This window comes from Microbacterium protaetiae (genome assembly GCF_004135285.1).
GTDB classification, from domain to species: domain Bacteria; phylum Actinomycetota; class Actinomycetes; order Actinomycetales; family Microbacteriaceae; genus Microbacterium; species Microbacterium protaetiae.
Genome location: NZ_CP035494.1, coordinates 624706 through 638114 on the forward strand (window position 1 = coordinate 624706; position 13409 = coordinate 638114).

At 67.3% G+C, this 13409-nt stretch carries 17 protein-coding genes; 2 read left to right on the forward strand and 15 right to left on the reverse strand.

Translation table 11 applies throughout. From position 1 onward, the window contains the following. Both rpsI and rplM read right to left on the reverse strand, forming a co-directional pair. Complete coding sequence (gene rpsI, locus ET475_RS02740) at positions 1-480, reverse strand: 30S ribosomal protein S9 (protein ID WP_129385789.1); 480 nt, start codon at positions 478-480, stop codon at positions 1-3. 26 nt (positions 481-506) lie between these two features. After that, positions 507-953 carry a 50S ribosomal protein L13 gene (gene rplM / locus ET475_RS02745; RefSeq protein WP_129385791.1) on the reverse strand — a complete coding sequence of 149 codons (447 nt, stop codon included), beginning with the start codon at positions 951-953 and terminating at the stop codon, positions 507-509. A 370-nt stretch (positions 954-1323) separates the two neighbouring features. On the opposite strand from rplM, the gene ET475_RS02750 reads away from it, so the two are divergent. Continuing rightward, positions 1324-1665 (forward strand): helix-turn-helix domain-containing transcriptional regulator, encoded by a 342-nt coding sequence (locus ET475_RS02750; protein ID WP_129385793.1) that lies wholly within the window; start codon positions 1324-1326, stop codon positions 1663-1665. A 117-nt stretch (positions 1666-1782) separates the two neighbouring features. On the opposite strand, the gene ET475_RS17755 is transcribed toward ET475_RS02750, so the two are convergent. The 3 genes from ET475_RS17755 to truA all read right to left on the reverse strand — a co-directional run bounded on the left by ET475_RS17755 (position 1783) and on the right by truA (position 3645). Continuing rightward, positions 1783-1959: a hypothetical protein gene (locus ET475_RS17755; protein ID WP_165310703.1), complete on the reverse strand. Its 177-nt coding sequence runs from the start codon at positions 1957-1959 to the stop codon at positions 1783-1785. A gap of 48 nt (positions 1960-2007) precedes the next feature. Further along, complete coding sequence (locus tag ET475_RS02755; RefSeq protein WP_129385795.1) at positions 2008-2718, reverse strand: endonuclease/exonuclease/phosphatase family protein; 711 nt, start codon at positions 2716-2718, stop codon at positions 2008-2010. An 81-nt stretch (positions 2719-2799) separates the two neighbouring features. Beyond that, complete coding sequence (gene truA / locus ET475_RS02760; protein WP_129385797.1) at positions 2800-3645, reverse strand: tRNA pseudouridine(38-40) synthase TruA; 846 nt, start codon at positions 3643-3645, stop codon at positions 2800-2802. A 67-nt stretch (positions 3646-3712) separates the two neighbouring features. On the opposite strand from truA, the gene ET475_RS02765 reads away from it, so the two are divergent. Then, a complete protein-coding gene (locus tag ET475_RS02765; RefSeq protein ID WP_129385799.1) occupies positions 3713-5614 on the forward strand; it encodes an acyltransferase family protein in 1902 nt (633 codons plus the stop codon). 821 nt (positions 5615-6435) lie between these two features. On the opposite strand, the gene rplQ is transcribed toward ET475_RS02765, so the two are convergent. The 10 genes from rplQ to secY all read right to left on the reverse strand — a co-directional run bounded on the left by rplQ (position 6436) and on the right by secY (position 13382). Beyond that, complete coding sequence (gene rplQ, locus ET475_RS02770; protein ID WP_129385801.1) at positions 6436-7068, reverse strand: 50S ribosomal protein L17; 633 nt, start codon at positions 7066-7068, stop codon at positions 6436-6438. Between the two features lie 27 nt (positions 7069-7095). Then, a complete protein-coding gene (locus ET475_RS02775) occupies positions 7096-8091 on the reverse strand; it encodes a DNA-directed RNA polymerase subunit alpha (RefSeq protein ID WP_129385803.1) in 996 nt (331 codons plus the stop codon). Positions 8092-8239: 148 nt separating this feature from the next. Next, positions 8240-8638, reverse strand: a complete 399-nt coding sequence (rpsK, locus tag ET475_RS02780; protein ID WP_129385805.1) for a 30S ribosomal protein S11 — start codon at positions 8636-8638, stop codon at positions 8240-8242. A gap of 35 nt (positions 8639-8673) precedes the next feature. Next, entirely contained in the window at positions 8674-9048 is a 375-nt protein-coding gene (rpsM, locus tag ET475_RS02785) for a 30S ribosomal protein S13 (RefSeq protein WP_129385807.1), read from the reverse strand. 264 nt (positions 9049-9312) lie between these two features. Then, positions 9313-9429 carry a 50S ribosomal protein L36 gene (rpmJ, locus tag ET475_RS02790; protein ID WP_129385810.1) on the reverse strand — a complete coding sequence of 39 codons (117 nt, stop codon included), beginning with the start codon at positions 9427-9429 and terminating at the stop codon, positions 9313-9315. Positions 9430-9497: 68 nt separating this feature from the next. Continuing rightward, the gene (infA, locus tag ET475_RS02795; RefSeq protein WP_116648310.1) at positions 9498-9719 is read right to left on the reverse strand and encodes a translation initiation factor IF-1; all 222 of its coding nucleotides are present in this window, start codon (positions 9717-9719) and stop codon (positions 9498-9500) included. A gap of 172 nt (positions 9720-9891) precedes the next feature. Beyond that, a complete protein-coding gene (locus ET475_RS02800; RefSeq protein WP_129385812.1) occupies positions 9892-10581 on the reverse strand; it encodes a DsbA family protein in 690 nt (229 codons plus the stop codon). Between the two features lie 44 nt (positions 10582-10625). Continuing rightward, positions 10626-11459, reverse strand: a complete 834-nt coding sequence (map, locus tag ET475_RS02805) for a type I methionyl aminopeptidase (protein WP_129385814.1) — start codon at positions 11457-11459, stop codon at positions 10626-10628. Between the two features lies 1 nt (position 11460). After that, a complete protein-coding gene (locus ET475_RS02810) occupies positions 11461-12063 on the reverse strand; it encodes an adenylate kinase (protein WP_129385816.1) in 603 nt (200 codons plus the stop codon). Further along, positions 12060-13382 (reverse strand): preprotein translocase subunit SecY, encoded by a 1323-nt coding sequence (secY, locus tag ET475_RS02815; protein WP_129385818.1) that lies wholly within the window; start codon positions 13380-13382, stop codon positions 12060-12062. Before secY ends, ET475_RS02810 begins: the two co-directional genes overlap by 4 nt. Positions 13383-13409: the final 27 nt, after the last annotated feature.

Consider the following 13409-nt stretch of genomic DNA (forward strand, 5'->3'; position numbering starts at 1 on the left):
TCAGCGCTTCGAGTACTGAGGAGCCTTACGCGCCTTCTTGAGACCGGCCTTCTTGCGCTCCTTGACGCGGGCGTCGCGGGAGAGGAAGCCGGCCTTCTTCAGGGTCGGGCGGTTGTTCTCGGCGTCGATCTCGTTGAGCGCACGGGCGATGCCCAGGCGCAGGGCACCGGCCTGGCCCGAGGGGCCGCCACCGTGGATGCGCGCGATGACGTCGTACGAGCCGCTGAGGTCGAGCACTGAGAACGGGTCGGTGATCAGCTGCTGGTGCAGCTTGTTCGGGAAATAGTCCTCGAACGCGCGGCCGTTGATGGTGATCTTGCCTTCGCCGGGGATCAGGCGCACGCGCGCGATCGCCTGCTTGCGACGGCCGACGGCCGCGCCCGGCACGGTGAGCACGGGGCGGGGGGTCGTCTCGACGGCCGTCTCGGCCGTGCTCTCGGTCGAGTAGTTGGTCAGTTCGGTGGAGTCGTTGTTCGCCACGAGTGTGTCCTTAGTGTCTGCGGCGCTTACTGGGCGACCTGGTCGAAGATGTACGGCTTGGGCTGCTGCGCGGCGTGCGGGTGCTCGGCGCCGGCATAGACCTTCAGCTTCGACAGCTGCTGGCGGCCCAGGCTGTTCTTGGGGAGCATGCCGCGAACGGCCTTCTCCACCGCGCGAACCGGGTTCTTCTCAAGAAGCTCGGCATAGTTGACCGACTTGAGCCCGCCCGGGTAGCCCGAGTGGCGGTAGGCCAGCTTCTTCTGCAGCTTCTGGCCGGTCAGGGCCACCTTGCCGGCGTTGATGATGACGACGAAGTCGCCCGTGTCGAGGTGGTTTGCGAAGATGGCCTTGTGCTTGCCCCGCAGAAGCGCGGCAGCGTGCGAGGCCAGGCGGCCGAGCACGACGTCAGTGGCGTCGATGACCAGCCATTCGCGCTGGACTTCGCCAGCCTTGGGAGTGAAAGTGCGCGTCACAGTAGTGCTGCTTTCTTGTTCGAACGGAGAGGTTCGTGAATCCCACTCCGGGGTGGTTCCCCATCGCGGTCGTTGAGCGAGGCGGCGAAGCCGCCGAATCGAAACGGACCCGCGAAGGTGAACACGCCAGTGGAGGGCTCACGTTCGTGTGCGTCAGCAGAGCGAACGCACCAAAGGGAGAGTCTACGGCATGCGGATGCCGCGGCCAAATGCCGCGCTCACGCCGGCCGTTGAGCGCCGCGGCGACGCGGGGCCTTGAGCGAGGCGGCGAAGCCGCCGAGTCGAAACGCCTCTCAGCTCGTCGAGCGACCGCAGCGAGTCGAAGCACGCCAACGTGTGGCATTTATGTTACGGTCAATGGGGAGGAGCCATGAGCGGCCAGTTTTGGAAAGATCTGAATGACGATCTCAAAGACCCTGACTTCGCGCGGGCATACGCGGCCGAGTCAGTGCGCATCGCGACGATCGACGCGTTGGTCCGAGAGCTCGATGAACTGCGCGAGAGCGCAGGGCTGTCGAAGGCCCAACTTGCGCGCGCCATCGGTTCCGATCCATCGGTCGTTCGGCGTATGTTCTCTTCGGCGTCGGTCAACCCGACAGTCGGAACACTCACAGAGATCGCGGCTGCATTGGGCATGCGAGTGGCACTCGTTCCTATGAGCGCCGAGGATCAGGAGCAGATCACCGAGCCTATGCGCTCAGCGGTTGCCTGACTCTGGGTGTCCACGTCGTGCACGTCATCGGAGGACGGACCGGTTCTGGCAACAGGTTGAGACCGCTTATGAGACCCGCCTTTGGGTGCCACAAGAACGAATCAAGAGGTCAGAAGTTCAGGGAAGTTCGCTCGTCTTGTGGTCGTGGCGCGACTTGTGCATCGGAATGCCGATCGCGGTCGAAACAAGCAGCAGACCCAGAACGAAGATGATCGACTGCCAGCCGTCCACGAACGGGGCGTAGCCGAACGCGGCGAATCCCGCAACGAACAAGACGAAGCAGAGGATGAACATGCGTTTCCTTCCAGGCGAACCGGTGCGCCCCTTCAGGCTACCGCCCTCTCAGGCTACCGCGTCCGCAGACCTGGTGCGAGCCGACGGGGTGCTCATTCGCGCCGTGACGAGAATCGGCAGGTGGTCGCTGAGCCCTTGCGGCAGGGTGCGGATGTGATCAACGTCGAACCCGGTCGAGGTGGCGAAGTCGTAGTGTCCGCGAAAGTACCGATACCGCGTGTAGGTGCGTGTGTCACTGAGGTTCAGCTCGTACCCCTGCTCGCGAATGGCCTGGCCGAGGTTCTCCTTGAACACCGGGTAGTTGTAGTCGCCGACCATGAGCGCCGGCAGCGTGCCGTGCCCGATCTCGCGCAGCTCGTCGAGGGCGGCGTGGATCTGGTGCCGCCGCAGTGAGTTCAACGCTGTAAGAGGGGCGGCATGGAAGGATGCTACGACCAGGTCACGGCCCTGGTCGATGTCGTGCAGTCTGACCCCCAGCATCCGCTCTTCTGCCGGTTTCAGCACCCGGTCGTGCAGCGATTTCTTCAACCCGATCGAGCGCACCTCCAACGGGCGGTACATGCTGATGCGGTAGTACACGGCCAACCCCAGCCGGTTGCGGTGCGTGACATCGGCCAGCCGCAGCCCGGCGATTTGAGCCGGGATGTCGGCGGTGTCGCACTCCTGCAGGCACAGCAGATCGGCCCCGTGGGCGTCGACGAGTGTGGCCAGTTCGGTCGCCGCGCGATGCTTGCGCAGGTTGTACGAGATGAGTTTCATGTTCATCTCAGGGTAGGCCGCAAAGCCTGGGTCGGGCCAGAGCGCCGGCTCTCAACCACCCATGAGCAGCAGTGCGAAGCGCTACTCCTTCTCGCGCCGCGCGCGCGTCTGTTGGGCGCGGGTGGCCAGCAGCTCGTCGGCCGGGTACCCGACCTCGGCAAGCGTCAGGCCCCGCGCGGCCAGCACCTTGAAGGCACTCGTGCGCTCCCCCGCATCGCGCAGGGTCGCGGCATCCGCGACCGAAAGCCTGCCCTCGCCGACGGCCACGCACGCACCCACGAGCGCACGTACCATGGAGTGGCAGAACGCATCGGCGCGGATGTTGGCCACCAGCACGCCGTCATCGGCGCGATGCCAATCGAACTCGAGCAGCGTGCGGATCGTGGTCGCCTCCTCGCGCGGCTTGCAGTAGGCGGCGAAATCGTGCAATCCGATCAGCGACCGAGCCGCGGCATCCATCGCCTCGACATCGAGAGACGCCCGCACCGTCGTCGTGCGCGCGCGCTCGAGGGGATCGTAGCCGCTCACAAGATCGGCGACCCGGTACTCGTACCGCCGCCACACCGCCGAGAAGCGCGCGTCGAAGCCGTCGGGCGCCACCGAGGTGCGGTGTAGGGTCACGTCGGGATAAGCGCCCAGCGCGCCGCGCACGCGATGCGCGAGGCGTTCGACGGGGTCGGATGCCGCATCCCGCCGCGTCTGCGTGAAAAGGCGCTCGCGCTGCGCGTCGTCGAGGTCGAGATGGGCGACCTGCCCGCGCGCGTGCACGCCGGCATCGGTGCGCCCCGCCACGACCAGCCGCGGCTCATCGCCGAGGATGCGGCCGAGCGCATGCTCGAGGGTGCCCTGCACGGTGCGCAGGCCGGGCTGGCGCGCCCAGCCGCGAAAGTGCGTGCCGTCATAGGCGATGTCGAGGCGGATCCGCACAGCAATCAGCCTAGTCGGGCAGGCCCGCCGCATAGACTGGAGGCAGCCGATCGAGCCCCCTCCACCGATGACACAGCCCTCTTCTTCTTCGCCCGCGCGCGCCCGATTCACGGGTTTGGACGGGCTGCGAGCCATCGCGGTGACCTTGGTGGTCATCTACCATCTCTTCCCGCAGGGGATGCTGCGCAGCGGCTTCGTGGGCGTCGATGTGTTCTTCGTGATCAGCGGTTTTCTCATCACGTCGCTGCTGCTGCGCGAGCGCGCGGCGACTGGCCGCATCGCCCTGGTCGATTTCTGGCGCCGCCGCGCCCGCCGGCTGCTGCCGGCCCTCGGCCTCGTCGTCACGGTCACGGCCACCTGGGCGTGGCTCATCGGCGGCGACGTGCTCGTACACCTCGGGCGCCAAGTGCTGGGTGCTGTCACCTTCGGATACAACTGGGTCTCGGTCGCCGCCGGCACCGACTACTTCTCGGCCGACAGCCCCGAGCTGTTCCGCAACCTCTGGTCGCTGGCCGTCGAGGAGCAGTTCTACTGGGTCTGGCCGCTGCTGCTCCCCCTGCTGCTCCTCCTTCGGCGGCGGTGGGCGCTCGTACTCGTCGCCGTCGGCGTAGCCGCGGCATCCGCCGGCTGGATGGCTGCCCTGGTCGGTACCGGCGGCGACGCCACTCGCGCCTACTTCGGCACCGACACGCACGCGTTCGGGCTGCTGCTGGGCGTCGCCCTCGCGGTCGGGCTCGAGCACGTCTTCGCCGCTCCCGGCACGTGGATGCGGCAGCGGCCAGCGCGCACCACCGGGTTGGTCGTCGGCCTGCTGAGCGTGCTCGGGCTGATCGCCGTGGCGACGCTGCCCGAGACGCAGGATGCCGCGACCTTCCCCGGCACGCTGGCTGCGGCATCCCTCCTCACGGCCGTCGCCATCGTTGCCGCCACGGCTCCCGGCTCATGGATCGGCGCCGCGCTGGACTGCGCCCCGCTGCGCTGGATCGGCGACCGGTCGTACGGCATCTACCTGTGGCACTGGCCGCTGCTCGTGCTGCTGGCCGCCGCAGGCGGGGTCACCGCCGATGCCCCGCCGGCCCGGGTCGGCGCCGCGACGCTCGCACTCACCGTCGTCTGCGCGTACCTCTCACACCGCTGGGTGGAACAGCCCGTGCGCCGACACGGCTTTCGCGGCACGCTCGGGATGCTGCGGGCCCGCCTCTCTGGAGCCCCCGCGCCGCGCTTCCGTGCAGTGACCGCGCTCGTGTTGGGGGTCGTGGTGATCGGCGGCACCACGGCGGCGATCGCCACGGCGCCCGGGCAGACGTCGGGGCAGGCTGTGGTCGAAGCGGGGCGCAAGGCTCTCGAAGAGGCCGGGCCGCGGCCTCCGCTGGTCGAGGACGACGCGTCACCTGCGCCGATGCGCGGGGATACGGCATCCATCGACGGACGCCAGATCGACGCCATCGGCGACTCGGTCATGCTCGCCTCGGCGCCGGCGTTGATGGATAAGTATCCGGGAATCCGCATCGATGCGAAGGTGTCACGCTCCATGTGGGCGGCGCCCGGGCTCGTCGACCGGCTCGCGCGCGACGGCGCGCTGCGCCCCTATCTCGTGGTCGGGCTCGGGACGAACGGCGCGATCGACCCCGACTCGCTCGACCGCGTCACGCGCGCGCTGGGCCCCGAGCGGCGCCTCGTGCTGGTGACCGCCTACGCGCCCCGCCCGTGGATCACCGGGGTGAACAAGGCGCTGCGCGCCTATGCCGCCGCGCATCCCGACGTCATCGTCGCGGACTGGGCCGGGGCGATCGGGCCGCATAAAGATCTGCTCGCCGGCGACAACATCCACCCGGGCCCGGCCGGTGGTCGCTACTACGCCGACGCCGTCGCCGACGCGATCAGCGCCGACCAGCGGGCGCGGGTGCGCGAGCGGGCCCGGCTGATCCTGCGCGTGGGCGACCTCGTCGCCACGCCGCCGGGCGTCTGACCCGACGCGTGCCAGCCGGCCCCGCCCGGCCCAGGCACCGGGCGCCGGGCGCGCGGCTCGAGCGCGCGCTGGAGCACCCCGCACCGAGCCATCCGGCGTTTCTGCACCCGGCGTGAGCGCGCGGCGTTCAAAACTTATCCCATCCCGCAGATGTGCCCGGTCACACACGCCCTCGCGCCCGCACGACGCGGAGATGGGCTGAGTTCTGAACGGCGACGCCCCGGTCCCGCCGGGCGCGCAGCCACACTCCCGGCGCTCTGCGCCCCACCACCGCCCTCCACGGCCGCGCAGCCCGAGCCACCTGGCACCGAGCACCCGGCCCAAGCGCCCGGCACCGAGCACCCGGCGTTCAAAACTCATCCCATCCCGCAGAAGTGCACGGTCACACGCGCGGTCGCGCCCGCGCGACGCGGAGATGGGCTGAGTTCTGAACGGCGACGACCCCCGGGGCCCAGCATCTCGTCGCTTCGAGCGCCACCACCGAGCGCATGAAGCGACCATGTGGGACGGCACGGCGCGTGGCGCCCGCCCGAGCGCGGGTGAGCGGGGCTGCGCTGCGCGGCGCCCCACTGCAGCATCCGTTCTCCCGTTCCATCTGGTCGCTTCGAGCGCATGAAGCGACCAGATGAGACGGCAGAGCGCCGGGCGCCCCGCCGTGCCCGGCCCATATGGTCGCTTCGCCGGGGCGAAGCGACGCTTTCGGACGGCAATGCCGTGACCTTCCCGGCATAACGCAACACAGAGCCACCGCACGCACCGCAACAAACGACGAGACCCGCGAACCATATGGTTCGCGGGTCTCGTTCGAATCGGGACGAAGACTACTCGGCCTTCTCCTCGACGGCGTCATCGGCCGCAGCAGCAGCGGCTGCGCCCTCTTCCTGCGACTCGGCACCGGCGTCCGCGGCCGGGTCAACGGTCGCAGCATCCTCAGCCGCAGCATCCGCCGCGGCCGGGTCAACGGCAGCAGCATCCTCAGCAGCGGCAGCAGCGTCCTCGACGGGCGCCTCAGCAGGAGCCTCGTCAACCGGGGCCTCCTCGGCCTTCGGCGCGGCCTTCTTGGTGCTGGTCTTGGCCGCGCTCGCCTTCTTGGTGACGGGCTCGAGCACGAGCTCGATCACGGCCATGGGCGCGTTGTCGCCCTTGCGGTTGCCGACCTTGGTGATGCGGGTGTAGCCGCCCTCACGGTCGGCGACCAGCGGCGCGATCTCGGTGAACAGGACGTGCACGACTTCCTTGTCACCGATGACCGACAGCACGCGACGACGCGCGTGCAGGTCGCCACGCTTGGCGAACGTGATCAGGCGCTCGGCGAACGGACGCAGGCGCTTGGCCTTGGTCTCGGTCGTCTTGATCGAGCGGTGCGTGAACAGCGCGGCGGCCAGGTTGGCAAGCAGCAGGCGCTCGTGTGCGGGGCCGCCTCCGAGGCGGGGACCCTTCGTGGGCTTAGGCATTCTCAGTTACTCCAGTGTGAAAGAAGATCAGTCGTTCTCGGGCTCGTCGTCGTACCCGCCGTAGAAGTGCGCGCCGTCGAAACCGGGCACGGAGTCCTTCAGCGACAGACCGAGCGAGATGAGCTTGTCGCGCACCTCGTCGACCGACTTCTGACCGAAGTTGCGGATGTTCATCAGCTGCGTCTCAGAGAGAGCGACCAGCTCCGAGACGGTGTTGATGCCCTCGCGCTTGAGGCAGTTGTACGAGCGGACCGACAGGTCGAGGTCTTCGATCGGCATCGACAGCTCGGTCGAGGCGACGGTCTCGACGGGAGCCGCGCCGATCTCGATGCCCTCGGCGTCGACGTTCAGCTCGCGCGCCAGACCGAACAGCTCGGTCAGCGTGCGTCCGGCCGAGGCGACGGCGTCACGGGGCGAGATCGCGGCCTTGGTCTCGACATCCAGCACCAGCTTGTCGAAGTCGGTGCGCTCACCGGCGCGGGTGGCGTCGACGCGGTAGCTGACCTTGAGCACCGGCGAGTAGATCGAGTCGATCGGCACCTGGCCGGCCTCGGCGTACTCGTTGCGGTTCTGGGTGGCCGAGACGTAGCCGCGCCCGCGCTCGATGGTCAGCTCGAGCTCGAAGCGTGCGGTGTCGTTGAGGGTCGCGATGACCAGGTCGGGGTTGTGCACCTCGACACCGGCCGGGGCCGAGATGTCAGCCGCGGTGACCTCGCCGGCGCCGGTCTTGCGCAGGTAGGCGGTGATGGGCTCATCGCGCTCGCTCGAAACGACGAGCTGCTTGATGTTCAGGATGATCTCGGTGACATCCTCCTTGACACCGGGAATGGTGCTGAACTCGTGGAGGACGCCATCGATGCGGATGCTGGTGACCGCTGCTCCCGGGATCGACGAGAGCAGGCTGCGACGCAGCGCGTTGCCGATCGTGTAGCCGAAGCCGGGCTCCAGCGGCTCGATGACGAAGCGGCTGCGGAACTCCCCGATCTTCTCCTCGGTCAGAGTGGGACGCTGTGCAATGAGCACTATGTGTTCCTTTCGTGCGACGTGCCCGCTATATGACACGTGCAGTTGGTGAGGTGTTGAGTTTTCTCCGAGGGATGCCGCAGACAGCCGACATCCGAAAGCACGATGGTGCCGGATGCCCCACGCAAGGGCATCCGGCAACGAGATCTCAGACCCGGCGACGCTTGGGCGGGCGGCAGCCGTTGTGCGCCTGCGGGGTGACGTCCTGGATCGAGCCCACCTCCAGGCCTGCGGCCTGCAGCGAGCGGATCGCGGTCTCACGACCCGAGCCGGGGCCCTTCACGAAGACGTCGACCTTCTTGACGCCGTGGTCGGCGGCCTGACGGGCAGCCGACTCGGCGGCCATGCCGGCCGCGTACGGGGTCGACTTGCGCGAGCCCTTGAAGCCCACGCCACCCGACGACGCCCAGCTGATGACGGCGCCCGAGGGGTCGGTGATCGAGACGATGGTGTTGTTGAACGTCGACTTGATGTGGGCCTGACCCAACGCGATGTTCTTCTTCTCCTTGCGGCGCGGCTTGCGCGCAGCGGACTTGGCCTGTGCCATGTGTGTGTTCTCCTGAATCCGTGACGCGGGCGCGCTTAGCGCGCCTTCTTCTTGCCGGCGACGGTGCGCTTGGGGCCCTTGCGGGTGCGCGCGTTGGTCTTGGTGCGCTGACCGCGCACCGGAAGGCCACGGCGGTGACGCAGGCCCTGGTACGAACCGATCTCGACCTTGCGGCGGATGTCGGCGGCCACCTCGCGGCGCAGGTCACCCTCCACCTTGTAGGTGCCTTCGATGTGGTCACGCAGAGCGATGAGCTGGTCGTCGCTGAGGTCCTTGACGCGGATGTTCTCGTCGATCCCGGTCGCCGCCAGGATCTCGTTGGAACGGGTACGGCCGATGCCGTAGATGTACGTGAGTGCGATCACCACGCGCTTGTCGCGCGGAATGTCGACGCCGGCAAGACGTGCCATGCGCTTCTCCTAGGAGTTGGTGGAGGTGTGGAGCAGAATCGGTGCCCGGGCCTCCGCCCCGGGGTGTCCCCTCGTGAAAGGTTCTGATGCTGCCTGTTCGGGATGCCGGTCGTTGAGCGAGCGAAGCGAGTCGAAACGCGCGCCACTCGACCGGCGATATTGAGTTGTGTTGTCGTGCAGGTTTCGACTCGGCGGCTTCGCCGCCTCGCTCAACCTTGACCTGATGCGCATCAACACGGCTTCGCCGCATTGATCCGCATCACGTCAACCCTGACGCTGCTTGTGGCGCGGGTTGGCCTTGCAGATGACCATGACACGCCCGTGGCGGCGAATCACCTTGCAGTGATCGCAGATGGGCTTGACGCTCGGCTGAACCTTCATGATTTTTCCTGTTCGCTGTCTTCGCCGGGCGGGCACGACAGTGCCCGGGGCGTTACTTCTCGACCGGTCTAGCGGTAGCGGTAGACGATGCGACCACGGGTCAGGTCGTACGGGCTGAGCTCGACGACCACGCGGTCTTCGGGGATGATGCGGATGTAGTTCTGCCGCATCTTGCCCGAGATGGTGGCGAGCACTTTGTGTCCGTTGGTCAACTCAACGCGGAACATCGCGTTGGGCAGAGCCTCGGATATCGTGCCCTCGATCTCGATGACACCGTCTTTCTTCGCCATAGCCTCGCTATCGATTCTGCGGACCGGTCGGTCTGCGTGGGTGGGATGATGGTGCCGGACTCGCAAGGAGACACGCCGAGAACAGGCGCAAGGCACCAAAGAATTAGTATATGCGCCTCGGCGCCACCCGGCAACTCGGCCGCTGAGCGGCATCCCGAGCCGGGCGGTGCGGCTACTTCAACAGCGGCGTGATGTCGGTGGCGAAGTCGAAGCCGGCGCCCTGCGCCCACTTCACCGAGGTGCCGTTGACGATGACGGTCGGCGTGCCCTGCGCGTCGGCCGGCAGCCCCTTGGACTGCGCGAACGACTGGTAGCTGTTGTTCGTGATCGCCGTCTTCAGGTCGCTGGTCACGTTCACGCCGGCGTTCTGGGCGACCTGCACGATCTGGTCAGCGGTCAGGCCCGCCGACTGCTCTTCGGGCTGGTTCTCGTACATCGCCTGCATGAACGCGTAGGCATTGTCGGGGTCGGCGGCGGCCACCGCGAAGAACGCACTGGCCGCACGGCTGGAGTATCCGGCCGGCGAGGTGTACTCGTCGAGGATGGTGACCGGGTGCACCTTGAGCACGGCAGTGCCGTCGTCGACGAGCTGCTTGATCTGCTCGCCCTCGCTCTGCTCGAACTGGTTGCAGAACGGGCAGAGGAAGTCGACGTACGTCTCGATCACGTTGGCGGCCCCGGTGTCACCGAAGACCACCGCGCCTGCGTCGGTGTCGATGATGCTGCCCGAAGGGGCGGCACCGGGCGCCGATGCCTTGTTGTTGATGGCGATCACGATGCCGGTCACGGCGACCAGCACCACGACGGCCGCGATGCTCACCCAGATGGCGAACCAGTTCGTCTTGCGCACAGCGGTGGCCATTGATTCCTCGCTCTTGTCGATCGGAGCTTTTCGTGAAGGGGACTCTATGTGAGGGGAACGGGGGTGATGCCGAACGGCGCCAGCCCCGCGGCTCCTCCGTCGGGCGCGGTGAGCACCCAGATACCGCCATCATGCACGGCGACGCTATGTTCCCAATGTGAACCATCGGTGCCGTCGACGGTCGAAACGGTCCAGTCGTCATCGCCGACGACGGTCTCGTCGCTGCCGCCGACGACCATCGGCTCGATCGCCACGGCCAGTCCCGGCTTGACCTCGGGCCCAGGGGCGGGCACGCGATAGTTGAACACCGAAGGTGACTCGTGCATGCGGCGTCCGATCCCGTGGCCGACATAGTCACGAAGGATGCCGTAGCCGTGGCCGGATGCCTCGATGAAATCCTGTACCGCCCCGCCGACCTCGCCCAGGTGCTTCGCCGTGGCCAGCGCGGCGATACCGGCCCACAGCGAGCCTTCGGTGACGCGGGAGAGCTCTTCGCGGGCGGCGACCAGCTCGGGCCGGGTGGGGTCGGGAACCACGACCGTGATCGCGGAGTCGCCGTTCCAGCCGCGGTATTCGGCCCCTGCATCCACCGACACTATGTCGCCGGGTGCCAGCACGCGCGCGCCCGGGATCCCGTGCACGACCTCGTCGTTCACCGAGACGCAGATGGTGTGCCGATACCCGCGCACCATCTGGAAATTGGAGAGCGCACCCCGGCTCTTCACGACCGCGGCGGCTGCGGCATCCAGCTGCAGAGTCGTGGTTCCGGGAACGATCAGCGCGCGCACCGCCTCGAGCATCGCCGCGGTGATCTGGCCGGGCTCGACCATCGCCCGCAGCTGCGCGGGCGACTTGTAGATGCCGCGTCGAAGACCCACGTCAGACCGTGGCCGGGCGGGTGATGTCGCGCGCGGTCAGGGCCGCGGTGATCCGCTCGGTGATCTCGTCGAGAGTTCCCACGCCGTCGACCTGATCGACGATGCCGCGCTCGCGATACACGTCCAGGATCGGCGCTGTCTCGCTCTCGTAGATGGCCAGACGCTTGGCGATGGCCTCGTCGGTGTCGTCGGTGCGGCCCTGCTCCTGCGCACGCAGCGCCAGCCGGGCGATGCTCTCTTCGCGCGGCACGCTCAGCTCGATGACGGCGTCGAGGCTCTCGCCGCGGTCGGTCAGGAACGCGTCGAGATCGTTCACCTGCTGGATGTTGCGCGGGTAGCCGTCGAGCAGAAAGCCGGTCGCGGCATCCGCCTCGCTCAGCCGGTCGCGCACGATCTGCCCGGTCAGCTCGTCGGAGACGAGGTTGCCCGCCGCGGTGATCGCCTTGACCTGCTCGCCCAGAGCCGTACCCGCCTGGATGTTCGCACGGAACACATCTCCGGTGGAGACGGCGGGAACGCCGAGCGCCTGCGCGATGCGCGCGCCCTGCGTGCCCTTGCCCGATCCCTGGGGTCCGACGATCAACAGGCGAGCGGATGAGGTCATCGCAAGAGTCCTTCGTAGTGGCGTTGCTGCAGCTGGGCGTCGATCTGCTTGACCGTCTCAAGTCCGACACCCACCATGATGAGGATCGACGTGCCGCCGAACGGGAAGTTCTGGTTCGCGCTGACGGTGGCCAGGGCTATCAGCGGGATCAGCGCCACCAGACCCAGGTACAGCGAACCCGGCAGCGTGATGCGGGTCAGCACGTAGTCGAGGTACTCGGCGGTGGGCCGGCCGGCACGGATGCCGGGGATGAACCCGCCGTACTTCTTCATGTTGTCGGCGACCTCGGTCGGGTTGAACGTGATGGCGACGTAGAAGTAGGTGAAGCCGATGGTCAGCAGGAAGTAGAAGAGCCAGTACAGCGGGTGATCGCCCTTGACCAGATAGTTGTTGATCCAGGTGACCCATCCGGCCGGCGACTCGCCGGCGGCGGGCTGGTTGAACTGCGCGATCAACGCGGGGATGTACAGCAGCGATGAGGCGAAGATCACCGGGATCACACCGGCCATGTTCACCTTGATCGGAATGTATGTGTTCGTTCCGCCATAGGTGCGCCGGCCCACCATGCGCTTCGCGTACTGCACCGGAATGCGCCGCTGCGACTGCTCGACGAACACGATCAAGACCATGATCACGATGCCCACCAAGAGCACCATCAAGAAGACCTCGAGGCCGCGGGCCTGCTTGATGGCCCACATGGCCGACGGGAAGGTGGCCGCGATCGAGGTGAAGATAAGGATCGACATGCCGTTGCCGATGCCCTTCTCGGTCATCAGCTCGGCGAACCACATGATCAGGCCGGTACCGGCGGTCATCGTGAGGATCATCAGCAGCTGGGCCCACCACACGTCGTTGGTGAGCAGCTGCTGGCAGGATGCCGCAGCCGACGAACCGAACAGCTGACCGCTGCGGGCGACCGTGACAAGAGTGGTGGACTGCAGCAGTGCCAGCGCGATGGTGAGGTAGCGCGTGTACTGCGTGAGCTTGGCCTGCCCGGCCTGCCCCTCTTGGTACAGGGTCTCGAAGTGCGGGATGACCACACGCAGCAGCTGCACGATGATCGTCGCGGTGATGTAGGGCATGACGCCCAGGGCGAAGATCGACAGCTGCAACAGCGCGCCGCCCGAGAACAGGTTCACCATCGACAGCAGACCCTGCGTGCCGCTGCTGTCACTCAGACACTGCTGCACGTTCGAGTAGTCGACGAACGGCGTCGGGATATGAGCGCCCAGGCGATACAGAACGATGATCGCAAGGGTGAAGCCGATCTTCCGACGCAGGTCGGGGGTGCGGAAGACCCGCACGATGGCGCTGAACAAGTGGATTCCTCCAGAAGGGTTCCCGGC

Coding starts and splice junctions, on each gene's coding strand:
- rpsM (WP_129385807.1), bottom strand. CDS start 9,048: ATGGCACGTCTTGCCGGCGTCGACATTCCGCGCGACAAGCGCGTGGTG.
- ET475_RS02750 (WP_129385793.1), top strand. CDS start 1,324: ATGAGCGGCCAGTTTTGGAAAGATCTGAATGACGATCTCAAAGACCCT.
- ET475_RS02800 (WP_129385812.1), bottom strand. CDS start 10,581: ATGGCCACCGCTGTGCGCAAGACGAACTGGTTCGCCATCTGGGTGAGC.
- ET475_RS02755 (WP_129385795.1), bottom strand. CDS start 2,718: ATGAAACTCATCTCGTACAACCTGCGCAAGCATCGCGCGGCGACCGAA.
- rpsK (WP_129385805.1), bottom strand. CDS start 8,638: ATGGCACAGGCCAAGTCCGCTGCGCGCAAGCCGCGCCGCAAGGAGAAG.
- ET475_RS02810 (WP_129385816.1), bottom strand. CDS start 12,063: ATGACCTCATCCGCTCGCCTGTTGATCGTCGGACCCCAGGGATCGGGC.
- infA (WP_116648310.1), bottom strand. CDS start 9,719: ATGGCGAAGAAAGACGGTGTCATCGAGATCGAGGGCACGATATCCGAG.
- rplQ (WP_129385801.1), bottom strand. CDS start 7,068: ATGCCTAAGCCCACGAAGGGTCCCCGCCTCGGAGGCGGCCCCGCACAC.
- rpmJ (WP_129385810.1), bottom strand. CDS start 9,429: ATGAAGGTTCAGCCGAGCGTCAAGCCCATCTGCGATCACTGCAAGGTG.
- ET475_RS02765 (WP_129385799.1), top strand. CDS start 3,713: ATGACACAGCCCTCTTCTTCTTCGCCCGCGCGCGCCCGATTCACGGGT.
- ET475_RS17755 (WP_165310703.1), bottom strand. CDS start 1,959: ATGTTCATCCTCTGCTTCGTCTTGTTCGTTGCGGGATTCGCCGCGTTC.